Origin of the sequence: Pseudomonas sp. Irchel s3h9 (assembly GCF_900187475.1) — a bacterium.
GTDB classification, from domain to species: Bacteria; Pseudomonadota; Gammaproteobacteria; order Pseudomonadales; family Pseudomonadaceae; genus Aquipseudomonas; species Aquipseudomonas neuropathica.
In genome coordinates, this window is sequence record NZ_FYDH01000003.1 from 510,409 (window position 1) to 532,256 (window position 21,848).

Consider the following 21,848-nt stretch of genomic DNA (forward strand, 5'->3'; position numbering starts at 1 on the left):
GTAGCCCTGAAAACTATCAGGTAAAGAGTGGCGTACCGACGCGCCCTGCACCTGAATCGGAGTCAGGTGGATCAACACCAAGGATTAATTGTGACTGATCTCATTTACCTCTCTGCATGGGGAACTGTCCTGCTGCTGGTTTTTCTCGGCGAGGCAATAACGCTGTTTGCCGCCTATTGGCGGCTCGATCAGATGGAACACCACTTCATCGCCTCTCAATTTGTAGCCACTGATCACAAGCGTTTGGGCAATGGCCCATTGGGGCGAATGAAGAGAGTAAGGCAGATCGGCGCACTCACCGGCCTTGTCACCTACCCACTGATGCTGGAACGCCCGACGGTCATGGAGGCCGAACGCTTTCCAGTACATCTGAAAAAGTGGGGAGCGGTGCCGCGAAGCCTCCGGCGAATCGCTTTCATGGGCGCCTGCCTACTTTTACTCTGGCTGGGTTTCGAGCGGTTATGCACGATGCTCTCCACATCGACGAGCGATTTGAAGCGGCTGTACGTGGCCGCATTGATCGCCTGTGTTGTTGTGGCAGTGGTGGCACTGCTCGTGCGGACATACGTCAGTTTTTTCAAACTGGCAGCCATCGAGTCTTTTCTGAAAGAGTCCTACTTCGTCGCTCGCAATCAGCGGGTATTGGGAGACAGCGTTTATGGTCGCTCCTGCCGCCTGTACCACATTTCAAACATTCTCTGCCTGGACTACGGCTATCTGCAGGCAAGTGATCCCGAGGTCATACCCGAGATTGACCGCTTTCCGCTGCCTCTGCGGCGTTGGGTCATTATTCCCGCCCGGATGTTTGGCTACTCTGTTCCGGGTTTTGTCGCGGTTTACTGTGCCGCGATGATCTTTGGCGTCTTTGCCTGAGCGTCAACCTTTGAATAAAACGCGGCCCTAGCGCCGCGTTTTTTTATATCTGCCTCGGCAGATCGGGTCAGCCAGCGGGGTCGACGTTATCCAAGGCTCTGTTCACCGCCAGTTCGCCGAGCATGACGACTTGGGCGATCCCCAGCAGTGTCTTGCGACGCGAGCCTTCCAGCAATGCGGCGAAGTCGCCGAGCATGACCGAAGCCGAGCCCAGGGATTCGCTGGCGTTGGCCAGCAGGGATTCGGTGTCGGTGTCGGGACTGACCTGGAACATCTGATTGGGGGTGTAGGGCGTTGCCATGATGGCGGCGGCGGGTTTGAGGTAAAAGTCGAGCGCGCGGTCGGCGGCTTTGTGGAGTTTGCGGGTGTCTTCGGAGGCGTAGGGGGACTTTGTAACGGCGTCCGCTGGGACGGTTGTTTCGGGCGGATTGGGTGTTGGCTTTTTCATGGTATTTCTCCTTCTGAACGATGGAGCTGACCCATTCGGTTCCACGCGAAGGGGTGGCAGCTGTACGCAGGTTGGAACCCGGGGAACGGAGAAACCCGGCAGACTAGAAGTCTCCCGCGCACAGCCGCCATAACAGCGTGCACACCATGAAGGTGCGCAAGCATACGTCATGAAAGACGCTTTGGCGCTGACACGTTCTCCGGGGTTCCAATCCCGATCGCTGATTTGGCAGCGACGTTCACACACTAGAGAGCCGACGTCCGACGGACAACCTGAAAACATTGTGGGAAGCTTCTGCGGTTGACCTACACCTTTAAACATCCCGAATCGAAATACGCATCGTCATATCGAAATCCCCCTCCTGCGGCGGCTCCTACAGGGGACCGTGTTTTGATCGTTGGCAGATCAGCCACGTTGGCGGCAATCGCCGGCCACGGTGTATTTGAGGGTGTTGAGCTGACCTTTCGAATCTTCGTAGGTCATGACGGTGGGGACGACGGCGCAAGTCGCCCGCGGCTTGACGACACTCACCACTTTGACCACATCCAGCTTCATTCCGTATTCGTACTCCTTCACCACTGGCGGGGCTTTACCCTGGCTGGCGGCGTACTGTTCCATGGCTTTGGCGTTGGCACTCAGCGCCCTGTCGAAGGTGCGGTCGCCGCCGCCTTCAGCCAGCACATTCAGCGACATCGCCATCACCCCGGCGAACACCATCCACTTGATCAACTTCATGTTCAATTCCTCCATAAAAAAGCCCGGCATCGATGCGCGATGACAGGCTTGTTCCAGCACGGCTGCGTTTACAGGTCTTGAGTCTTGGCGTCTTTCTTGTCATTGACGACGACCGGGTCACGGGCCTGTTCGCGGGCAACGTACAGCTCTACAGAGCGGTCGTTGGCAGTCATCATTTTTTCGAAAGTGCGGTCACCGCCACCTTCGGCCATGGCCAGGGAAGACAGCGCCAGGGCTGCGGTGAAGGCACTGATTTGGGCGAATTTCATGTTTGATTCCTCGTTTAAGTAGCTGACGGGATCAAGGTAACAATCGGAACCTATCGGGACGGTGGCGCAGGGATTACATATTCGTAATGTGGCTGGCACCGTTTCCAGACCCGGCACAAAAACTGTGGGAGCGGGCTTGCTCGCGAAGGCGGTGTGTCATTCAACACTGATGTCGACTGACACGGCCCCTTCGCGAGCAAGCCCGCTCCCACAAGGGAATCACCTAGTTAGTGAGGACTGGATCCTCCTCCCGGCGATGGGCGAGTTGGTAGAGGGCCGGCAAGATCAGCAGCGTGAGAATGGTCGAGGACAGAATCCCGCCAATCACCACGGTCGCCAATGGGCGCTGCACTTCCGCGCCAGTGCCGGTCGCCAGCGCCATCGGGATGAAGCCCAGGGACGCCACCAACGCCGTCATCAACACCGGCCGCAATCGCGTCAGCGCTCCAACATTGATCGCATCAGTGAGCGAGCGTCCCTCCTCGCGCAAATTGCGAATGAACGCAATCATCACCAAGCCGTTAAGCACTGCCACCCCGGACAACGCAATAAACCCGACGCCCGCCGAAATCGACAGCGGAATATCGCGCAACCACAGCGCCATCACGCCCCCGGTCAACGCAAACGGAATCCCGGTAAAAACCAGCAAGCCATCCTTCAGATTGTTGAACATCATGAACAACAGCCCGAACACCAGCAACAACGCCACCGGCACCACGATCTGCAAGCGCTTGGCCGCCGATTGCAGTTGCTCGAACTGCCCGCCCCAACTGGTCCAGTAACCGGCCGGCACCTGCACGTCACGCTCGATCACCTCGCCCGCCTCTGCGACGAATGAACCGATATCGCGCCCGCGCACGTTGGCGCTGACGATCACCAGACGCTTGCCGTTTTCGCGGCTGACTTGATTCGGCCCCAGCACCAGATCGAGGCTGGCGACGTCTTGCAGGGCGATGAAACCAATCTGATTGGCCGTGCCGCTCACAGCAGGCACCGGAATCAAAAGCGCTGACAAGCCGTCGATGTCCTTGCGCATGGCATCGGACAAACGCACGACCATGTCGAAGCGCCGATCCCCCTCATATAACGTCCCCGCCTTGCGCCCTCCCACCGCGACAGCGATCGTATCCTGCACATCACCGACGTTGAGCCCGTAACGCGCCGCTTTGTCGCGATCAATGTTGATGGTCAGCACCGGCAACCCGGTGGTTTGCTCGATTTTGACTTCGGAGGCGCCGTTAACCTTCTGCATGGCCGCTGCAATCTTCGCGGCGGTGGCGTTGAGCACATCCATGTCATCGCCAAACACTTTCACCGCCACGTCACTGCGCACGCCGGAGATCAATTCGTTGAAGCGCAGTTGGATCGGCTGCGACAGCTCGTAGTTGCTGCCCGGCAATGTCGCGGCCGCCGCTTGCAGTTCGGTCATCAGGGTTTCACGGGACTTGCCCGGGTCTGGCCATTGATCCTTGGGCTTGAGCATCACGTAGCTGTCGGAGATGTTCGGCGGCATCGGGTCGGAGGCGATTTCGGCGGTGCCGGTGCGAGCGAACACGCGCTCGACTTCCGGCATCTTCGCCAGAATCAGGGTTTCGAGACGCTGCTGCATATCGACCGATTGCGTCAGGCTGGTGCCCGGCACGCGCAAGGCTTGCAGGGCGAAATCGCCTTCACTGAGGCTCGGCACAAACTCGCTGCCCATGCGGCTGGTCATCACGCCGCTGAGCACAATCACGCCCAACGCCGCACCCACCGCAACGGCACGATGACTCATCACCCAAGCCAATGCCGGCGCATACACGCGACGCGCGCCGCGCATCACCGCGCCCTCTTCTTCCTTGACCTTGCCAGTGACGAACAGCGCAATCGCCGCTGGAACAAAAGTCACCGACAACAACATCGCGCCCAGCAACGCGATCACCACAGTGAACGCCATCGGGTGGAACATTTTCCCTTCGACGCCGCTCAGGGCGAAGATCGGCAGGTACACGACCATGATGATCAACTGACCGAAAATCAGCGGTCGCCGTGCCTCTTTGGCCGCCGCGAACACTTCATGAAAACGCTCGGATCGAGTCAGCAATCGCCCGTGGCGCTGTTGCGCATGAGCCAAGCGGCGCAGGGTATTTTCGACAATCACCACCGCGCCGTCGACGATGATGCCGAAGTCGAGCGCACCCAGGCTCATCAGGTTGGCGCTGACCTTGTTGCTGAACATGCCGGTAAAGGTGAACAGCATCGACAGCGGAATCACCATCGCCGTAATCAGCGCCGCGCGGATATTGCCGAGGAACAGAAACAGAATCGCGATCACCAGAATCGCGCCTTCGATGAGGTTCTTTTTCACCGTGGCGATGGCTTTATCGACCAGGTGCGTGCGGTCGTACACCGGCACGGCGATCACGCCTTGCGGCAAGGATTTGTTGATTTGTTCGAGTTTGCTGGCGACCGCTTGCGAGACTGTGCGGCTGTTCTCGCCGATCAACATGAACACCGTGCCGAGCACCACTTCAGCCCCGTTTTCCGTGGCCGCGCCGCTGCGCAGTTCGCGGCCGATTTCCACGCTGGCGACGTTCTTCACCCGGATCGGCGTGCCGTCAACGTTGGCCATGACAATATTGGCGATGTCCTCGGTGCTCGCCACTTGCCCAGGCGCGCGAATCAGCAATTGCTCGCCGCTGCGCTCGATGTAACCGGCGCCGACGTTGGCGTTGTTGCGCTCCAGCGCGGTGACCAGATCGGTGAGGGTCAGCTTGTACGCGGCCAGGCGTTTCGGGTCCGGAGCGATCTGATATTCCTTGGCGAAACCGCCGATGGTGTTGATCTCGGCCACGCCCGGCACGTTGCGCAATTGCGGCTTGATGATCCAGTCCTGAATCACCCGCAGGTCGGTCGGCGTGTAGGCTGTGCCGTCGTCCTTGAGTGCGCCCTCCTTGGCTTCCACTGTCCATAAAAAGATCTCGCCGAGGCCGGTGGAAATCGGCCCCATCACCGCTTCGGCGCCTTCGGGCAATTGCTCCTTGGCGATCTGCAGACGCTCGTTGACCAATTGCCGGGCGAAGAACAGGTCGGTGCCGTCCTTGAAGATCACCGTGACTTGCGACAGGCCCGAGCGCGACAGCGAACGGGTCTGTTCAAGTGCCGGCAAACCGGCCATCGCGGTTTCAATCGGAAAGGTGATGCGCTGCTCGGTTTCCAGCGGCGAGAACCCGGCGGCGCCGGTGTTGATCTGCACCTGAACATTGGTGATATCGGGCACGGCGTCGATCGGCAGTTTTTGATAACTGGCGATACCGAGGCCGGCCATGAGCAGAACGGCGAGCAGGACGATGATGCGCTGCTCGATGGCAAACTGGATCAGGCGTTCGAACATGGGATTCTTCCGGATCAGTGGCTGTGCTCGGCTGAGGCTTTGCCCAGCTCCGACTTGAGGACGAAGCTGCCGGCGCTGGCGACTTGCGCGCCCGGTTCCAGCCCTTGTGTGATTTCCACATGGCCGGCGGCGCGGCTGCCCAGCTCAACCGCGCGCGCTTCGAAACCGTCGTCGGTACGCACGAACACCGTGGATTTGTCCTCGACGGTCTGGATCGCAGATTCCGGTACGGCGACTTTCGCTTCGCGACTGTCGGTCGCCACCAGCGCGGTGACGAACAGGCCGGGACGCCACGAGCCTTGTGGGTTTTCCAGGGTGACGCGGACGGTCGCGGTGCGGGTTTGTTCGCCGAGCAAGCTGCCGACGTAAGCCACGCTGCCGACCACTTCTGCGTTGAGTTCCGGGGCGCTGACGGTGACCGCTTTGCCTACTTGAACCTTGTTCAGATCCTTCGGTGACACGCCGAACGTCACCCACACTCGCGACAGATCCGAGAGGGTGAACGCCGCTGTACTTTCATCAACGACCTCGCCCGGCGTCAGGTGTTTCTCCACCACCACGCCGTCGAACGGTGCGCGCAATTCGTAGCGGTTGCCGCCAGTGGCGACCACGCTGCCGCTGAGCACGCTGATCTTTTGCCGCGCATTGCTCACGGCGATTTCGGCTTCTTGCAGTGCCTGGCGCGCCTGGAGGAAATCCTGCTCGGCGGAGATCTTGTCCTGCCAGAGCTTTTTCTCGCGCTCATAGGTGGTGCGCGCCAAGGCCAAACGACGTTGCGCGGCAGCTTGCTCACTGCGTTGATCAGATATCTGCTGACTGGCGATCACCGCCAGCAACTGACCCTTCTTCACCGTCTGCCCGAGGTTGACCGCCACCGTCTCGACCACGCCCGGAACGCGCGGTACAACGTGGGCGGTGCGGTCTTCGTCGAAGCGCACTTCGCCGGGGAACGGCAGGCCGCGGCTGATGTTTTGCGGTTTTGCCTCGGCCAGTTGAATGCCGGCAGCACTGATCTGCTCCGCACTCAATTCGATGTGTCCCTCTTCGGCATGCTCAGCCGCTGCACCCTCTTCGGCGTGATCGGCATGCTCAGAAGTCTCGTCGGCATGCGCGTCGATGCTTGCGTTACCTGACCACTGCGAGCCGATACCAATGCCCAGCGCCAACGTCGCCACCGCGACAATCATCAATTTTTTATCCATGGAAACTCCTCTGCGCCGAGCCATCGCGCAGTTGTCTGAAAAGTGAAATTCAACGGCTGACGCTGAGGTCGCCGAAGATCCGTTCGATGCGTACGCGGGCGTCGGTGGCTTCGCTGACGGCCTGGATGTATTGGCTGCGAGCGCTGATCAAGGTGCGTTGCGCGTCGAGCACATCGAGAAAGCCGAACTTGCCCATTTCGAAACCGCGCGTGGCGCTGTCCACCGCACTTTGCGCGGCGGGCAGGATGGTCTGGTTGAACGCGGAGACTTCGCCGTTGGCGGTCTGCCATTGCGCCAGCGTGGTCTGGATTTCCGTGCGCAGACGCAGCTCGGTGGCGTTGCGCAGATCCCGCGCCTGATCGGTTCGGCGCGCGGCCGCGAGCACGTTGCCCTGATTGCGGTTGAACAGCGGAATCGGCATCGACAGCCCGACCACATTGACCCGTTCGCGCTCGGTTTCGCTGTACTGGCTGCCGATGCTCACGGTGAGATCGGGAATGCGCTGGGACTTTTCCAGGCCCAGCGATGCTTCGCGCTGATCGATCTGCAACTTGGCCAGACGCAGTTCGGCAGTCTCGTTCAAACGCTCGAGCAATCTTGTCGGTGGGGGTACGGCCGGCATGCTTTGCGTGAGCGCCTGCACCTTGGTCGACGTCGGCAATGCCGCGCCCATGACTTGCGCCAATTGTTGGTACGCGGTGGCCTGATCGCGTTCGGCGCGGCTCAGTTCAAGGCGCACTTCCGAAAGCTGCACTTGCGCCCGCGTGCCTTCGACCGGCGACGATTTACCCGCCTCGATCCGTCCTTGCGCCACGCGCACACCGTGCTCGGCCAATTGCAGCGACTGGCGAGACAGCTGCAGGCGTTGCTGCGCGGTTTGCGCACTGTTGAATGCCTGAATCACGTCAGCACGCAAGGCATTGCGTTTGCGCTCCAGTTCGATGCCGGCAGCATCCTGCGCGCGGCTGGCAACGTCGATCCGTGCGCCGCGTTTGCCGCCCAGTTCGATCGGCTGACTGAGCATCACCGTGGTCGTGCGCGACTCGCGGCGAGTGTCTTCGGCCTCCCACGACACTTCAGGGTTAGGGATCAGCCCGGCCTGTTGCCGATCGCCTTGGGCGATGCCGATTTCCCATTGCGCGGCGGCCAGTTCCGGGTTGCCGGCAAAGGCGCTTTGCAGGGCTTGATCCAGGGTCAGGGTCGAGGCACTCGCCAGGCCGGCGCTGGCCAACAACACCAGGCCGCTGACTGTTTTTTTCAGGCGTGATTGCGCCGTCAGTTCTATTAAACCGGGCAATGGAAGTCTTCCTTTATTCAAGAATCTCGGATGCCGCCACGGTAGGGTTTTGAACTTATCGACAAGGTGACTGGAACATTACAAATCCGTTATCCACGGTTTACCGAAGTTGTTTTGTTCTAGGATGCGAAGTGCAAATAGCGTTATCGAAATACATGGAAACAAAAACACGGTAGTTATCTGCTGAACAGCACTTGCCGTAAGTGAACTCAAGAGAATTTGGTGGTTAGCACTGCGACCTACTGTCGCAGAACACTGATCTAAAGCGCTTGGGCGTTGACCCTGTAGCCGCTACAACCTTTATTGTCCGCACTCCCCTCACCCCAGCCCTCTCCCGGGGGGAGAGGGAGCCGACCGAAGTGTCTGGCGTTATTTATCGACCTGTTACATCAAGTTGATTATGGATTCAGTAACGTTCTTTCACGTCGGCGTAGTTCTGAAATATCCCACGCTCAGTCCCCTCTCCCTCCGGGAGAGGGTTAGGGTGAGGGCCTTTTAAATTAAATACCCATTAAATATAAGTGGTGAAAGATCATGCGAATCCTTGTCGTCGAGGACGAGCTTAAAGCTGCCGAATACTTGCATCAGGGTTTGACCGAAAGTGGTTATGTCGTTGACCACGCCGCCACCGGTGCCGATGGCCTGCACCTGGCGCAACAACAAGCCTATGACCTGATTATTCTCGATGTGAACCTGCCGGAACTCGACGGCTGGGGCGTGCTGGAACAGTTGCGTCGCACCCATTCGACGCGGGTGATGATGCTGACGGCGCGCGGGCGTCTGGCCGACAAGATTCGCGGCCTCGATCTGGGTGCCGACGATTATCTGGTCAAACCGTTCGAGTTTCCCGAACTGCTGGCGCGGGTGCGCACCTTGATGCGTCGTAGCGAAAATATCCCGGTGCCGCAGGTGCTGAAAGTCGCTGATCTGGAGCTCGATCCGGGCCGCCATCGCGCGTTTCGCGGACAACAGCGTATTGACCTGACCACCAAGGAATTCGCCCTGCTGCATCTGCTGATGCGCCAGTCCGGCGAAGTGCTGACGCGCACACAAATCATCTCGTTGGTGTGGGACATGAATTTCGACTGCGACACCAACGTGGTCGAAGTGTCGATCCGCCGCTTGCGGGCGAAGATCGACGACCCTTTCGACAGCAAGTTGATCCACACCCTGCGCGGTGTCGGCTATGTGCTGGAGGCGCGGGAATGAAACCCTCCAGCCTGTCGATGCGCCTCGGTTTGACGGTGAGTATTCTCGGCGCGCTGCTGGTGGTGTTTCTGGCGATCCTTGCCTATTTCGCGTTGACCCATGAGCTGAATTCGCTTGCCAGAGACAGCCTGGAAAAGAAGATGGCGCAGGTCGAACACAGCCTGTCGTTGTACGTCGATGCCAATGAAATCACCGGCAAGCCGCATATTCTGCTCGATCAGGTGATGGGGCATGACAACCTGACGCTGACCATTTATGACCGCCTCAATCGGCGCTCGCCGCTGCTCAAGTCCGGCTCGGGATTGAGCGATCCGCGCGTCGAATTGAAAGCGGTGCGCGCCACCACCGATCAACTGACCTACAGCGACAGCACCGACGCTGATGGCAAGAAATTCCTCACCGCCTCGAAACTGATTCGCCTCAAGGACAGCAGCAGCGTGCCGGTGCTGCTGTCAGTGGATAACGCCCACGATGAGGCGCTGCTAAGCGCCTATCTGCGCTCGACGCTGATTGCCTTGCCGTTGTTGCTGGTGTTTATCGGTCTGACCGCTTGGGGCGCGGTGCAGCGTGGTTTGGCGCCGCTGCGCGAGTTTCGCAAAGTGGCGGCGATGGTCTCGACCCAGGATCTGGAACACCGGCTGTCCGTGGTGAACATGCCGCAGGAACTGAGTGAACTGGCGCAGGGCATCAACTTCATGCTGCATCGGCTCGATGCCGGGGTGCAGCAGTTGTCGCAGTTCTCTGATGACTTGGCGCATGAGCTGCGTACGCCAATCAATAACCTGATGGGCAAGGCGCAGGTGACCTTGTCCCGCGAGCGCACGACCGAGGAATACAAGGACGTGCTGGTGTCGTGCACCGAGGAACTGGAGCGCGTGGCGCGGATTGTCTCGGACATGTTGTTTCTCGCGCAGGTCAGTCATCCGTCGGCGCTGGCGCCGTTTGAAGCGGTGGCGCTGGAGGTTGAGGCGGCGAAGGTCGCGGAGATGTTTTCGTTGTCGGCGCAGGATAAGGATATTCATTTGAATGTCATTGGCAGCGCACAGGTGATGGGCGATCGGTTAATGATTCAGCGGGCTATTTCCAATCTGCTGTCCAACGCGCTTCGTCATTGCCCGAACGGGAAAACCGTGACGCTGCTGATCGAACAGAGTGCGACGCAGGCATCCCTGCTGGTCAGCAACCCCGGCGCCGGGATTGAGGCGCAACACCTGCCACATCTGTTCGACCGCTTCTACCGCGTCGACAGCAGCCGCTCGCGCTCGCAGGGCAGCACCGGATTGGGGCTCGCAATCGTGCGCTCGATCATGAGCCTGCATCAGGGTGTGGCCGACGTGAAGAGCCTGCCGGGGGCGATGACCGTGTTTCGCCTCGGATTCCCTTCGGTGCCGCCCATGGCCCCATCGCTTGCAGGCAAGCTCCCACAGTGAGTTGCGGTGTACGCAGCGTTTTGTGCACGCCACAGAAACCTGTGGGAGTCTGGCTTGCCTGCGATGGCGGCGGGTCAGTCGATATTTTTGTACGATTTTTTACCGATTTGCTCCCGTCCCCACACAAACGCCGAAAGCTCTCGCCGCAACCTCCGTTTTGTCCTACAGCCAGTTTTGAGCAGATGGCTCTATGGTGGAGGCCTTGGCAGATGGAATACCGACGAGAGGCAAAAAATGAACAGGGATATCGTTTGCGAATGGGCTGAAGAGGTGTATGGATTGGCAGCGCTGAAATATTCTGGCTATATTTGTCCAGAATACAGGAGTGAGCTGATGATCATCGTTCCGCTGGCTGAAGCCAAAAATAATTTATCCAAACTCGTCGATGATGCCGCTGCTGGCCAGGTCATCACGATTGCCAAGCATGGCCGGCCGATGGCTCGCCTCGTTCCCGTAGGAAAACCCAGCGCTCAACGTATTGGCGCAATGAAAGGCAAACTGGTGTTACCGGACGATTTCGACTCACCATTGCCCGATGACATGCTTGATGCATTTGAGGGCACTCAAGCATGAGGCTTCTGCTCGACACGCACATTTTGCTCTGGACGCTCAGTGATGACGCCAGACTGTCCGGCAAAGCCAGAAAACTGATTGAGAACGCCGCCGAAATCTACATCAGCGCCGCCACCTTCTGGGAAATGGCGATCAAGGTCGGACTCGGCAAGCTGAATGTTGATCTGGAAGAAGTCCGCCAATATTGTCTCGACAGTGGCTTTATCGAACTGCCAGTGACTGCAGAGCACGCCATCGCCGTGAAGGATCTTGAGCACCATCATCGCGATCCGTTTGACCGCATTATCGTGGCCACAGCAATGACCGAACCGATGAAGTTGCTCACAGCCGATGCTTTGGTTGCTCGGTACACCGATCTGGCTGTTTTAGTCTAATCACCTCCCCTGAACCTGTGGGAACCAGCCTGCTGACGACGGCGGCGGGTCAGTCGATATCTTTTTCGTATGACACACCGCTATCGCGAGCAGGCGAAGGCCTACAGAGGTTTGCGGCGTACACCGCATCTGTGAACGATGCAAAAAACTGTAGGCCTTCGCCTGCTCGCGATAGCAATGGCAAAGGCAGCAAAAAAAACGGCACCTTGCGGTGCCGTTCGCCTTTCACAGTTCAGCTTTTACTTCCGAGCATCCGCCCATGATTTCAGCAGTTCGTTGTAGCTCACGGTCTCGCCCTTCGGCTTCTCGTTAGCCAGTTTCGGTTTCGGTGCACCCGGTTGATCGAACCAGTACTGAGCATCGCGCTCCGGATTCATCTTCGGTGCGCAAGTGGCCTGAGCCTTTGAGCGTTCCAGACGCGTCATGATCGCGTCCTGATCTTTCGCCAACCCATCCAGCGCTTGCTGCGGAGTCTTCTCGCCGCTGGCCGCTTCGGCGATGTGGCTCCACCACAATTGCGCCAGACGCGGATAGTCCGGCACGTTGGTGCCGGTCGGGGTCCATTGCACGCGGGCCGGGCTGCGATAGAACTCGACCAGACCGCCAAGTTTCGGCGCCAGGTCAGTCATCGCTTGCGAGTTGATGTCCGACTCACGAATCGGCGTCAGGCCGACGATGGTTTTCTTCAGCGACACGGTTTTCGAGGTGACGAACTGCGCATACAGCCACGCCGCGAGCTTCTGTTTCTCAGGTGTGGACTTCATGAACGTCCACGAGCCCACGTCCTGATAACCAAGCTTCATGCCCTCTTCCCAATACGGCCCGCGTGGCGACGGCGCCATCCGCCATTTCGGCGTGCCGTCGGCGTTGACCACCGGCAGGCCCGGCTTGGTCATGTCGGCGGTGAACGCGGTGTACCAGAAGATTTGCTGCGCAATGTTGCCCTGCGACGGCACCGGACCGGATTCGGAGAAGGTCATGCCCGCCGCTTCCGGTGGCGCGTACTTCTTCAGCCAGTCGACATACTTGGTGGTGGCGAACACCGCCGCCGGGCCGTTGGTGTCGCCGCCACGGGTCACGCTGGAGCCGACCGGGTGGCAGTCCTCGACGCGAATCCCCCACTCGTCCACCGGCAAACCGTTGGGCAACCCTTTGTCGCCGCCACCGGCCATGGAGAACCAGGCATCGGTGAAGCGCCAGCCCAGCGACGGGTCTTTCTTGCCGTAGTCCATGTGCCCGTAAACGCGTTTACCGTCGATCTCCTTGGCGTCTTCGCTGAAGAATTTGGCGATGTCTTCATAAGCCGACCAGTTCACCGGCACGCCCAATTCGTAGCCGTACTTTTCCTTGAACTTGGCTTTCAGATCGGCGCGTTCGAACCAGTCGGCGCGGAACCAATAGAGGTTGGCGAATTGCTGGTCGGGAAGTTGATAGATCTTGCCGTCCGGCGCGGTGGTGAACGAGATGCCGATGAAGTCCTTGATGTCGAGGGTTGGCGAGGTGAAGTTCTTGCCTTCGTTGGCCATCAGGTCGGTGATCGATTCGGTTTTGCCGTAGCGAAAGTGCGTACCGATCAGGTCCGAGTCGTTGACCCAGCCGTCATAGATATTCTTGTCCGACTGCATCACCGTCTGCATTTTCTCGACCACGTCGCCTTCTTGCAGCAGGTCGTGGGTGAGTTTGATCCCGGTGATTTCGCTGAACGCCTTGGCCAGCACTTTCGACTCGTACTCGTGGGTGGTCAGGGTCTCGGAAACGACCTTGATGTCCATGCCGCGAAACGGCTCGGCCGCTTTGATGAACCACTTCAACTCTTCGAGTTGCTGCTCGGCCGTCAGGGTCGACGGTTTGAATTCACTGCCGATCCATTTTTTCGCCGCGTCTTCGTAGGCATCCGCCCACGCGGCGGCGCTCAAACCGCTGAGTGCCAGCATGGCTGCCAATGAAATGCTATGTCGCAGCTTATTGTTTTTGTCGAACATAGAGACCTCCTGTTTAAGTTGTGGAGCCGCGTTGCCGAACGACTCGACTAGCCCCAACGCATCACAGCCAACAGCCACACCAGGGACAACGCGGACGCTACCCAGATGCTCCAGTCGGTGGCGCCGATCACCAGCAAATGCAGGTAGGCGCTGCCGAGAAGACCGATAAACAAACGATCGCCACGGGTGGTGGCAATCGGCAGAAAACCTCGCCGCAGGATGCTCGGCGAGCGCAATTCCCACGTCGTCATGCCGACCAGAATCAGGCCGATGACGATGAAGAATGCTGCGGTAGGCGTGGTCCAGCTCATCCATTCCATCATCAGCTCCTCAGACCCGACCGAGGGCAAAGCCCTTGGCCACGTGGTTGCGAACAAACCAGATCACCAGCATGCCCGGCAGAATGGTCAACACCCCCGCCGCTGCCAGCACGCCCCAATCGATACCCGAGGCCGACACCGTGCGCGTCATCACCGCCGCAATCGGCTTGGCGTTTACCGAGGTCAACGTACGTGCGAGCAGCAGTTCGACCCAGGAAAACATGAAGCAGAAAAACGCCGTGACGCCGATGCCGGAACCGATCAGCGGGATGAAAATCTTTACGAAGAACTTGGGAAAACTGTAGCCGTCGATGTAGGCAGTTTCGTCGATTTCCTTGGGCACACCGGACATGAAGCCTTCGAGAATCCACACCGCCAATGGCACGTTAAACAGGCAGTGCGCCAAGGCCACGGCGATATGCGTGTCGAACAGGCCAATCGACGAATACAACTGGAAGAACGGCAGCAGAAACACCGCCGGCGGCGCCATGCGGTTGGTCAGCAGCCAGAAGAACAGGTGCTTGTCGCCGAGAAAACGGTAGCGCGAAAACGCATAGGCCGCCGGCAACGCCACGCTCAGCGAGATCACCGTGTTCAGGCTGACGTAATACAGCGAGTTCAGATAACCGGTGTACCAGCTCGGATCGGTAAAGATCACCTTGTAGTTCGCCAGCGTGAAGTCCTGTGGGAAAAGCGTAAGGCCGCCAAGGATTTCGGTGTTGCTCTTGAACGACATGTTCAGCAGCCAGTAGATGGGCACCAGCAGGAACAGGATGTACACCAGCAACGGAATAAGCTTTCTTTTGCTCATGGCCGGGCCTCAGCGGTTGGCGTCGGAGTGCGTCATGGCGGTGTAGAACAGCCAGGACACCAACAGGATGATCAGGAAGTACACCAGCGAAAACGCCGCTGCCGGACCGAGGTCGAATTGCCCTACGGCCATCTGGGTCAGCGTCTGACTCAGGAAGGTCGTGGCGTTACCCGGCCCGCCGCCGGTGAGCACGAACGGCTCGGTGTAAATCATGAAGCTGTCCATGAAGCGCAGCATCACCGCGATCAGGAGTACGCTCTTCAACTTGGGCAACTGAATGTGCCTGAACACCGCCCAGGCCGAGGCGCGGTCGATGCGCGCGGCCTGGTAATACACGTCGGGAATTGCGCGCAAACCGGAGAAACACAGCAGCGCCACCAATGAAGTCCAGTGCCAGACGTCCATCACCAGCACCGTCACCCAGGCGTCCATGGTGTTTGCCGCGTAGTTGTAGCTGATGCCCATCGCGTTGAGGCTCGAACCCAGTAGACCGATGTCGGCACGGCCGAAAATCTGCCAGATGGTGCCGACCACGTTCCACGGGATCAGCAGCGGAATCGCCAGAATGATCAGCACCACCGACGACCAGCGGCCCTTGGTTGGCATCGTCAGCGCAACGGCAATACCCAGCGGAATTTCAATCAGCAACACGCACGCCGAATAGATGAACTGGCGCAGCAATGAGTCGTGCAAACGCGGATCGAGCAGCACTTGCTTGTACCAGTCGGCGCCGACGAAGTAGCGGCTGGACTGGTCGAAGATGTCCTGCACCGAATAGTTGACCACGGTCATCATCGGGATCACCGCACTGAACGCCACCAGTAGGAACACCGGCAATACCAGCCACCAGGCCTTGTTGTTCTGCACCTTGTTCATGGCTGCACCTCTTCATCGGCTTCAAGCAGAAACTCATCGGCATAGACCATCAGCCACTGCGCCGGAAAACTGATGTACGCCGCACCCTGGGGCACCGGTTTGTCTTCGGCCAGACGCACTTTCAGCGGTGCACCGTCGAGGTCGAGGGTCATGATCTTGTAGGTGCCGAGGTCTTCGACGTGTACGACCTTTGCCTGCATCGCGTCATCAAACGGCTCGTCCCACACGTGAATAAACTCGGGGCGGATGCCGACCTTCAGATTTTTCCACTGGCCGTGTTCGATATGTCGCTGCATCGCGTCAGACAGCGGCAGATGCGTCGAGGCGAAACCGACGCCGCCGGGTTGTGGCTGCACCTCGATCAGGTTCATCCCGGGGCTGCCGATGAAATAACCGACAAAAGTATGGCTCGGCCGCTCAAACAGTTCCCGAGGCGTGCCGAACTGGACGATCTGGCCGCCGTACATCACCGCAATCTTATCGGCGAAGGTCGAGGCCTCCAGCTGATCGTGGGTGACGTAGACCATGGTGATGTTGAACTGCTCGTGGATCTGCTTGAGCTTGCGTCGCAATTTCCATTTCAGGTGCGGGTCGATCACCGTCAGCGGTTCGTCGAAGAGGATCGCCGAAACGTCGTCGCGGACCAGACCCCGGCCCATCGAGACTTTCTGTTTTTCGTCAGCGGTGAGGTTGCGCGCCTTCTTGCTCAGGAGGTTTTGCAGGTCGAGGACTTCGGCGATTTCCTGCACCTTGCTGTGCACTTTCGCCTCGGCCATGCCCTGATTGCGCAGGGGAAAAGCGAGGTTATCGAACACGGTCATGGTGTCGTAGACCACCGGGAACTGGAAAACCTGGGCGATGTTGCGCTTCTCCGGCGTCAGGTCGTTGACCGCTTTGCCGTCGAACAACACGTGGCCCTGCGAAGGGCTGAGCAGGCCGGAAATGATGTTGAGCAAGGTCGACTTGCCGCAACCCGATGGCCCGAGCAAGGCGTAGGCACCGCCCTGCTCCCAGACGTGATCCATCTCGCGGATCGCGTAATCCTCGGCGCCGCTGGGGGTTTTGCTGTAACTGTGGGCGAGGTGCTGCAAACGGATTTCGGCCATCAGGCAACCCTCGCGACACGCCGGCCCGGTGCTTGCACCAGCCGGCCCTGCGCATCGAAAACAAACAGTTTGTGGGTCGGGATGTAAATGCGGATCGGCGCATCGACGTCGTATTCGTGAACGCCGGGCAGGTGCAGCACCAGCAGGAAATGCTCGTTGCGCACGTGCAGGAAGGTTTCCGAACCGCTGATCTCGGCGACTTCGACGGTCACTGCCAATTCCAGATCGTCATCGTTGCTCGGCACCAGCGAGATATGGCTGGGGCGCACGCCAAAACGAAACTCGCCCTCACCCACCGGGCGCAGATCGACGTTCAACGGGAAGTGCACGAAATTGGCGAAACTGACTTCATTACCGGCAATACGCCCAGGCATCAGGTTGATCGGCGGCTCGGAGAACAACTCGGCGGCGAGCACGCTTTGTGGCTGGTGATACACCGAGGTCGACGGGCCGCTCTGAATCACCCGGCCCTCGTGAAGAATGGTCGTGGTGCCGCCGAGTGCCAGCGCTTCGTTGGGTTCGGTGGTGGCGTAGATCGCGATGGTGTGGCGCGCCTTGAACAGCTCGCGCATTTCCTGGCGCAGCTCTTCGCGCAGTTTGTAGTCGAGGTTGACCAGCGGCTCATCGAACAGGATCAGCTCGGCATCCTTGACCAGCGCACGGGCCATGGCGGTGCGTTGCTGTTGACCGCCGGACAGCTCCAGCGGATAGCGCTGCAGAAACTTCTCGATGCGCAGCATCTTCGCGGTTTCCTGCACTTTGCTGTGGATGATCTCTTTCGACACACCGGCCTGACGCAGCGGCGAGGCGATGTTTTCGAACACGGTCATGGTCGGGTAGTTGATGAACTGCTGATAGACCATCGACACGTTGCGCAGACGCACCGGACGTTGGGTAACGTCGACGCCGTTCATCAGGATTCGGCCGCTGTCCGGTTTGTCCAGACCGGCCATTAAACGCATGAGGCTGGTTTTGCCGGACAGCGTGCGGCCGAGCAAAACGTTGAAAGAACCAGGTTCGAATTTCAGGCACGCATCGTCGATCCAGATCTGGCCCTCGACGGTACGGCTGACGTGCTCCAGGGTGAGTGACATGGCTCGGCCTTTTTATTATTGGAGTCAAGCGACCTGTGCACGGGAGCGAGTTTCGTGCCAGAAATGGCAAGTGATTGATTTGTCGCGAAAATCGTTGAAAGCGCGGAGAACAGGCGTTCATTGCTGAACACATTTGAACAGTTGAGCGATTGACAATGAACAATAGTGAACAACACTCTATGAACGCTTTTTGCCCGATCTCGTAAACACGGAAGATCCCTGTAGGAGTGAGCCTGCTCGCGATAGCGGTGTGTCAGTCAATGCAAATCCGTCTGATAGATCGCTATCGCGAGCAGGCTCACTCCTACAGGGATCTGTGCAGGTTTCGAAGATCGGGTTCATAACAACAATAAAAATCGCTGCATCAGAGGCCCACTGCCATGGCCGCACCTGCCCCGCCGCTGTCCCACGACGCGATCGTCCAGACTTCCTGGCAACGTTGCCGCGCGTTCGGTCTCGACCACCAAAGCACGCCAGCCTTCGATCAACTGCCGGCCGCCGGCATTGCGCAGTTGCTCGACAGCCATCATTCGCTGGTGCAGACCACGCACCAGGAAGTCCTGCCCTATTACGAAAACATCCTCAGCAATTCCAACTGCCTGATCATGCTTGCCGACAATCAGGGCCAGGTGCTGACCTCGTGGGGCACGCAACGCTTTATCGAGCCGAATCTGGCCCGGGGGTTTCAGGCTGGGGCGAGCTGGATGGAGCGCTGCAGCGGCACCAATGCGATCGGCACGGCGCTGGCTTGCGAGCAAGCGGTGCATATCGAGCACGATGAACACTTTCTGAAAGCCAACCGTTTCATGACCGGTTCCGCCGCGCCGATTTTCGACGCCGAACGCAAGGTGATCGCGGTGCTCGATGTGTCCAGCGACAGCTACCTGCCGCCCTCGCACACTTTGGGCATGGTCAAGATGATGAGCCAGACCGTGGAGAACCGGCTGATCCTCAACCTGTTCCATGGCCAGCACTTTCAACTGACCTTCAACACCGGGTTGAACAACCTCGACAGTCAGTGGGCCGGGTTGTTGATCTTTGATGAGAGCGGTCAGGTGCTGTCGGCCAATCGCCGGGCGGACAATTTGCTCGGCGTGCGCTTGTCGCGGGTCAGCGTTGAAAGCCTGTTCAAGGTGTCACTGCTGGAGTTGATCAATCAGCCCGACGGGTTGCCGTTTGCCTTGCAGACGTCCGGGCGTAACCGTTTTCAATGTTTGTTGAAGCGACCGAAACAGGCGCCAATTCAGCCTCGGGTGTTTGCCGAACCGAAAAGCATTGAAGTGCCATTAAAACCACCCGCGGGCGCTATCAGCCTCAGCACCCTGCACTTCGGCGACAGTCGCGTGGAGAAAGCTGTGCGCCAGGCTGAGCGTTTGCTGGAGAAAGACATTCCGCTGCTGATCCATGGCGAAACCGGTGTCGGCAAAGAGGTCTTCGTCAAAGCTCTGCATCAGGCCAGCTCGCGCAGCAAACAGGCGTTTATCGCCGTCAACTGCGCGGCGATCCCCGCCGAACTGGTGGAATCCGAATTATTCGGTTACGAGAAAGGCGCGTTCACTGGCGCGAATCAGAAAGGCAGCATCGGACTGATTCGCAAGGCTGACAGAGGCACGTTATTCCTCGATGAAATCGGCGATATGCCGTTGCCGACGCAGGCGCGGTTGTTGCGGGTGCTGCAGGAACGTTGCGTGCAACCGGTGGGCAGCAGCGAGTTGTTTGCGGTGGATTTGCGGATCATTTCGGCGACTAACCGCTCTTTGCGTGAACAAGTGCAGTTGGGGCGGTTTCGTGAGGATTTGTATTACCGCATTGGTGGATTGACGCTGGAGCTGCCGCCATTGCGAGAGCGCAGTGATAAAGAGGCGTTGTTTAAACGGTTGTGGGAACAGCATCGCGAGCCGACGCAGTGGGCGGGATTGAGTCAGGAGGTGCTGGAGTTGTTCAGCCGTCATCCGTGGCCGGGGAATTTACGTCAGGTCAGTAGCGTGATGCAGGTGGCGTTGGCGATGGCTGAGGAGCAGCCGGTGAGGCTGGAGCATTTGCCGGATGATTTTTTTGTTGATCTGGAGATGGAGCCGGTGGAGAGCGCGGCGCCGCTGGGGGTTGATTTGAATGATGTGGAAGCGTTGAACCGGGAGTTGAAAGCGGCCGGGGGGAATATTTCGCATCTGGCGCGGCGATTGGGGGTGAGTCGGAATACGCTTTACAAGCGGTTGCGGCAGATTGAAGGTTGAGTGAACCGCCCTTTCCCTCATAGGAACGCCGCCCGCCCATCCCTCTCCCGGAGGGAGAGGGAGCTGACCGAGGTGTATGGCGCCGGACATCGACCTGAAAGATCGTGGCGATTATGGATTCGGCGCAAATCGCTCAGGTCGGTGTATTTCCTGAACATCCCCCATTCAGTCCCCTCTCCTGGGGGAGAGGGCTAGGGTGAGGGCGAAAATTCCGGCTCAACATGCGCAACCGAAGCCGCCTCCAATGTGCGCAATCCCACCATCACAACAACCACCATCATGATCCCAGCGCCAATGGCCACGCCAAACCCCGCCCGCGCGCCCCACGCATCAATCACCAGCCCCGCCAGCATGCCACCCAGCGCAACGCCAATGCTGATACCGGTGGTCATCCACGTCAGCCCTTCGGTGATCCGCGACGGCGGGATGATGATCGTCCCCAGCTTCATGACCACCACCATCGTCGGCGCAAACGAGATGCCGGCAATAAACAGCGTCGCTGAAAGGACATAAACGTCCGTGGCAAAAATGGGCAGCACGCCAGTGAACGCCGTGACCAATATCCCGATCAGGAACTGTTTTTCGATCGCCAGGGAAACCCTCATCGCGCCAAACGTCAGGCCCGCCACCAGTGAGCCGAACGCATAGGCCGCGAGGATGAAGGTCGCCGCCCCCGGCCAGCCTTGCGCATTGGCGAAGGCGACAACAGCGACATCGATTGCTCCGCCAATGACCCCCATCGCTAACAACGCGAGGACAATGGTGCGCACGCCGGGGATCAGCAAGGTTGAGCCGCTATGGCTGGCGTGACCGACGACAACCTTCGGCTCTGTCTGGCGTTGCAGCAGAAACGCCGTGACCCCGACAGCCAACAGCCCGACCGCAACCAGCGGCCCGGCTTCGGCGAAAAAGCTCACACTCAAACCAATCGCCAGTGGCGGGCCGATGATGTAGGCGAGTTCGGTCAATACGGTGTCCAGCGAGAACGCCGTGTGCAACTGCGGCTTGCCCCGGAACAACTGCGACCATCGCGCGCGGATCATCGATGGCATGCTCGGCATCGTCCCCGCCAAGGCCGACAGTACAAAGAACACCGCGGCGGGCGCTCTCAGGTAAACGGCGGTGATCAGCGCCAGCAGCATGGCAATGCTGAACGCGGTGACGATGGGCAGTACGCGACTCTGGCCATGTTGATCGACCAGTCGCGAGATGTGCGGGCCGAGCAACGCATTGGCCAGGGTGAAAGTACCGGCGACTGCGCCGGCCAGCCAGTACACCCCGGTTTGCTGCACCAGCATGGTGATGATGCCGATGCCGATCATTGCCTGCGGCAAGCGTGCAATGGAACTCGCGAGCACTAGCCCGGTGGCGCCGGGGGTGGTTAGCAGTTCGCGGTAGTGATTGGCCATGGTGTCTCCATTCGATATTCGTCGCCGCTCAGCATCCGGCTGAACGCGTTGCCGACATCAAGACCTACGCGAACGTCAAAAGCAACCCTCACCCCAGCCCTCTCCCTGTATGTACCGGAGACATGGTGGACAGGTGTTCGGAGACATGGTGGACACTTTTTAATAGACACATTGTTCATCGCGAAGGAGATGGCCTGTGTCTTGGGAAGAGGTGTCCACCGTGCAGCTTCGTA

At 59.1% G+C, this 21,848-nt stretch carries 19 protein-coding genes; 6 read left to right on the plus strand and 13 right to left on the minus strand.

Annotated features, from left to right (window positions below; genetic code table 11):
* The first annotated feature begins 90 nt into the window (after positions 1 to 90).
* Entirely contained in the window at positions 91 to 873 is a 783-nt protein-coding gene (locus CKW26_RS07415) for a hypothetical protein (protein WP_256579883.1), read from the plus strand.
* A 67-nt stretch (positions 874 to 940) separates the two neighbouring features.
* On the opposite strand, the gene CKW26_RS07420 is transcribed toward CKW26_RS07415, so the two are convergent.
* The 6 genes from CKW26_RS07420 to CKW26_RS07445 form a co-directional block, all read right to left on the minus strand.
* Positions 941 to 1,321, minus strand: a complete 381-nt coding sequence (locus CKW26_RS07420) for a DUF6124 family protein (RefSeq protein WP_095048081.1) — start codon at positions 1,319 to 1,321, stop codon at positions 941 to 943.
* Between the two features lie 405 nt (positions 1,322 to 1,726).
* Positions 1,727 to 2,056 (minus strand): DUF2790 domain-containing protein, encoded by a 330-nt coding sequence (locus CKW26_RS07425; RefSeq protein WP_095048082.1) that lies wholly within the window; start codon positions 2,054 to 2,056, stop codon positions 1,727 to 1,729.
* A gap of 68 nt (positions 2,057 to 2,124) precedes the next feature.
* Complete coding sequence (locus CKW26_RS07430) at positions 2,125 to 2,325, minus strand: co-regulatory protein PtrA N-terminal domain-containing protein (RefSeq protein WP_095048083.1); 201 nt, start codon at positions 2,323 to 2,325, stop codon at positions 2,125 to 2,127.
* A 223-nt stretch (positions 2,326 to 2,548) separates the two neighbouring features.
* Positions 2,549 to 5,698, minus strand: a complete 3,150-nt coding sequence (locus tag CKW26_RS07435; protein WP_095048084.1) for a CusA/CzcA family heavy metal efflux RND transporter — start codon at positions 5,696 to 5,698, stop codon at positions 2,549 to 2,551.
* 14 nt (positions 5,699 to 5,712) lie between these two features.
* On the minus strand, positions 5,713 to 6,900 hold the full coding sequence (locus tag CKW26_RS07440) for an efflux RND transporter periplasmic adaptor subunit (RefSeq protein ID WP_095048085.1): 1,188 nt from the start codon (positions 6,898 to 6,900) through the stop codon (positions 5,713 to 5,715).
* Positions 6,901 to 6,949: 49 nt separating this feature from the next.
* Positions 6,950 to 8,197, minus strand: coding sequence for a TolC family protein (locus CKW26_RS07445; RefSeq protein ID WP_095048086.1), 1,248 nt, complete (start codon positions 8,195 to 8,197; stop codon positions 6,950 to 6,952).
* Between the two features lie 534 nt (positions 8,198 to 8,731).
* On the opposite strand from CKW26_RS07445, the gene CKW26_RS07450 reads away from it, so the two are divergent.
* The 4 genes from CKW26_RS07450 to CKW26_RS07465 all read left to right on the plus strand — a co-directional run bounded on the left by CKW26_RS07450 (position 8,732) and on the right by CKW26_RS07465 (position 11,783).
* Entirely contained in the window at positions 8,732 to 9,406 is a 675-nt protein-coding gene (locus CKW26_RS07450) for a heavy metal response regulator transcription factor (protein WP_095048087.1), read from the plus strand.
* On the plus strand, positions 9,403 to 10,836 hold the full coding sequence (locus CKW26_RS07455; RefSeq protein ID WP_095048088.1) for a heavy metal sensor histidine kinase: 1,434 nt from the start codon (positions 9,403 to 9,405) through the stop codon (positions 10,834 to 10,836). Before CKW26_RS07450 ends, CKW26_RS07455 begins: the two co-directional genes overlap by 4 nt.
* Positions 10,837 to 11,070: 234 nt before the next feature.
* A complete protein-coding gene (locus CKW26_RS07460; RefSeq protein ID WP_256579884.1) occupies positions 11,071 to 11,409 on the plus strand; it encodes a type II toxin-antitoxin system Phd/YefM family antitoxin in 339 nt (112 codons plus the stop codon).
* Positions 11,406 to 11,783, plus strand: a complete 378-nt coding sequence (locus CKW26_RS07465) for a type II toxin-antitoxin system VapC family toxin (protein WP_008083738.1) — start codon at positions 11,406 to 11,408, stop codon at positions 11,781 to 11,783. Before CKW26_RS07460 ends, CKW26_RS07465 begins: the two co-directional genes overlap by 4 nt.
* A 239-nt stretch (positions 11,784 to 12,022) precedes the next feature.
* Here the strand turns inward: CKW26_RS07465 and CKW26_RS07470 are convergent, their stop codons facing one another.
* The 6 genes from CKW26_RS07470 to CKW26_RS07495 are packed head-to-tail and all read right to left on the minus strand — an operon-like array spanning position 12,023 to position 17,972.
* Complete coding sequence (locus CKW26_RS07470; protein ID WP_095048090.1) at positions 12,023 to 13,765, minus strand: ABC transporter substrate-binding protein; 1,743 nt, start codon at positions 13,763 to 13,765, stop codon at positions 12,023 to 12,025.
* A gap of 47 nt (positions 13,766 to 13,812) precedes the next feature.
* Positions 13,813 to 14,085: a DUF2160 domain-containing protein gene (locus CKW26_RS07475; protein WP_007912485.1), complete on the minus strand. Its 273-nt coding sequence runs from the start codon at positions 14,083 to 14,085 to the stop codon at positions 13,813 to 13,815.
* 10 nt (positions 14,086 to 14,095) lie between these two features.
* Positions 14,096 to 14,896, minus strand: a complete 801-nt coding sequence (locus CKW26_RS07480; protein WP_003192012.1) for a carbohydrate ABC transporter permease — start codon at positions 14,894 to 14,896, stop codon at positions 14,096 to 14,098.
* A gap of 9 nt (positions 14,897 to 14,905) precedes the next feature.
* Positions 14,906 to 15,772, minus strand: coding sequence for a carbohydrate ABC transporter permease (locus CKW26_RS07485; RefSeq protein ID WP_007912484.1), 867 nt, complete (start codon positions 15,770 to 15,772; stop codon positions 14,906 to 14,908).
* On the minus strand, positions 15,769 to 16,878 hold the full coding sequence (locus CKW26_RS07490) for an ABC transporter ATP-binding protein (protein ID WP_095048091.1): 1,110 nt from the start codon (positions 16,876 to 16,878) through the stop codon (positions 15,769 to 15,771). The genes CKW26_RS07485 and CKW26_RS07490 overlap by 4 nt, the downstream gene beginning before the upstream one ends.
* The gene (locus CKW26_RS07495) at positions 16,878 to 17,972 is read right to left on the minus strand and encodes an ABC transporter ATP-binding protein (RefSeq protein WP_095048092.1); all 1,095 of its coding nucleotides are present in this window, start codon (positions 17,970 to 17,972) and stop codon (positions 16,878 to 16,880) included. Before CKW26_RS07495 ends, CKW26_RS07490 begins: the two co-directional genes overlap by 1 nt.
* A gap of 380 nt (positions 17,973 to 18,352) precedes the next feature.
* On the opposite strand from CKW26_RS07495, the gene CKW26_RS07500 reads away from it, so the two are divergent.
* The gene (locus CKW26_RS07500; protein ID WP_095048093.1) at positions 18,353 to 20,206 is read left to right on the plus strand and encodes a sigma-54-dependent Fis family transcriptional regulator; all 1,854 of its coding nucleotides are present in this window, start codon (positions 18,353 to 18,355) and stop codon (positions 20,204 to 20,206) included.
* Positions 20,207 to 20,397: 191 nt separating this feature from the next.
* Here CKW26_RS07500 and CKW26_RS07505 read toward each other — a convergent pair whose 3' ends face one another.
* Positions 20,398 to 21,615 carry an MFS transporter gene (locus CKW26_RS07505; protein ID WP_095048094.1) on the minus strand — a complete coding sequence of 406 codons (1,218 nt, stop codon included), beginning with the start codon at positions 21,613 to 21,615 and terminating at the stop codon, positions 20,398 to 20,400.
* Positions 21,616 to 21,848: the final 233 nt, after the last annotated feature.

Bases quoted from the DNA above. Each gene is read 5' to 3' on its own strand.
- CKW26_RS07420 (WP_095048081.1), bottom strand. From the start codon at position 1,321: ATGAAAAAGCCAACACCCAATCCGCCCGAAACAACCGTCCCAGCGGAC.
- CKW26_RS07425 (WP_095048082.1), bottom strand. From the start codon at position 2,056: ATGAAGTTGATCAAGTGGATGGTGTTCGCCGGGGTGATGGCGATGTCG.
- CKW26_RS07430 (WP_095048083.1), bottom strand. From the start codon at position 2,325: ATGAAATTCGCCCAAATCAGTGCCTTCACCGCAGCCCTGGCGCTGTCT.
- CKW26_RS07435 (WP_095048084.1), bottom strand. From the start codon at position 5,698: ATGTTCGAACGCCTGATCCAGTTTGCCATCGAGCAGCGCATCATCGTC.
- CKW26_RS07440 (WP_095048085.1), bottom strand. From the start codon at position 6,900: ATGGATAAAAAATTGATGATTGTCGCGGTGGCGACGTTGGCGCTGGGC.
- CKW26_RS07450 (WP_095048087.1), top strand. From the start codon at position 8,732: ATGCGAATCCTTGTCGTCGAGGACGAGCTTAAAGCTGCCGAATACTTG.
- CKW26_RS07455 (WP_095048088.1), top strand. From the start codon at position 9,403: ATGAAACCCTCCAGCCTGTCGATGCGCCTCGGTTTGACGGTGAGTATT.
- CKW26_RS07460 (WP_256579884.1), top strand. From the start codon at position 11,071: ATGAACAGGGATATCGTTTGCGAATGGGCTGAAGAGGTGTATGGATTG.
- CKW26_RS07465 (WP_008083738.1), top strand. From the start codon at position 11,406: ATGAGGCTTCTGCTCGACACGCACATTTTGCTCTGGACGCTCAGTGAT.
- CKW26_RS07470 (WP_095048090.1), bottom strand. From the start codon at position 13,765: ATGTTCGACAAAAACAATAAGCTGCGACATAGCATTTCATTGGCAGCC.
- CKW26_RS07475 (WP_007912485.1), bottom strand. From the start codon at position 14,085: ATGGAATGGATGAGCTGGACCACGCCTACCGCAGCATTCTTCATCGTC.
- CKW26_RS07480 (WP_003192012.1), bottom strand. From the start codon at position 14,896: ATGAGCAAAAGAAAGCTTATTCCGTTGCTGGTGTACATCCTGTTCCTG.
- CKW26_RS07485 (WP_007912484.1), bottom strand. From the start codon at position 15,772: ATGAACAAGGTGCAGAACAACAAGGCCTGGTGGCTGGTATTGCCGGTG.
- CKW26_RS07490 (WP_095048091.1), bottom strand. From the start codon at position 16,878: ATGGCCGAAATCCGTTTGCAGCACCTCGCCCACAGTTACAGCAAAACC.
- CKW26_RS07495 (WP_095048092.1), bottom strand. From the start codon at position 17,972: ATGTCACTCACCCTGGAGCACGTCAGCCGTACCGTCGAGGGCCAGATC.
- CKW26_RS07500 (WP_095048093.1), top strand. From the start codon at position 18,353: ATGGCCGCACCTGCCCCGCCGCTGTCCCACGACGCGATCGTCCAGACT.
- CKW26_RS07505 (WP_095048094.1), bottom strand. From the start codon at position 21,615: ATGGCCAATCACTACCGCGAACTGCTAACCACCCCCGGCGCCACCGGG.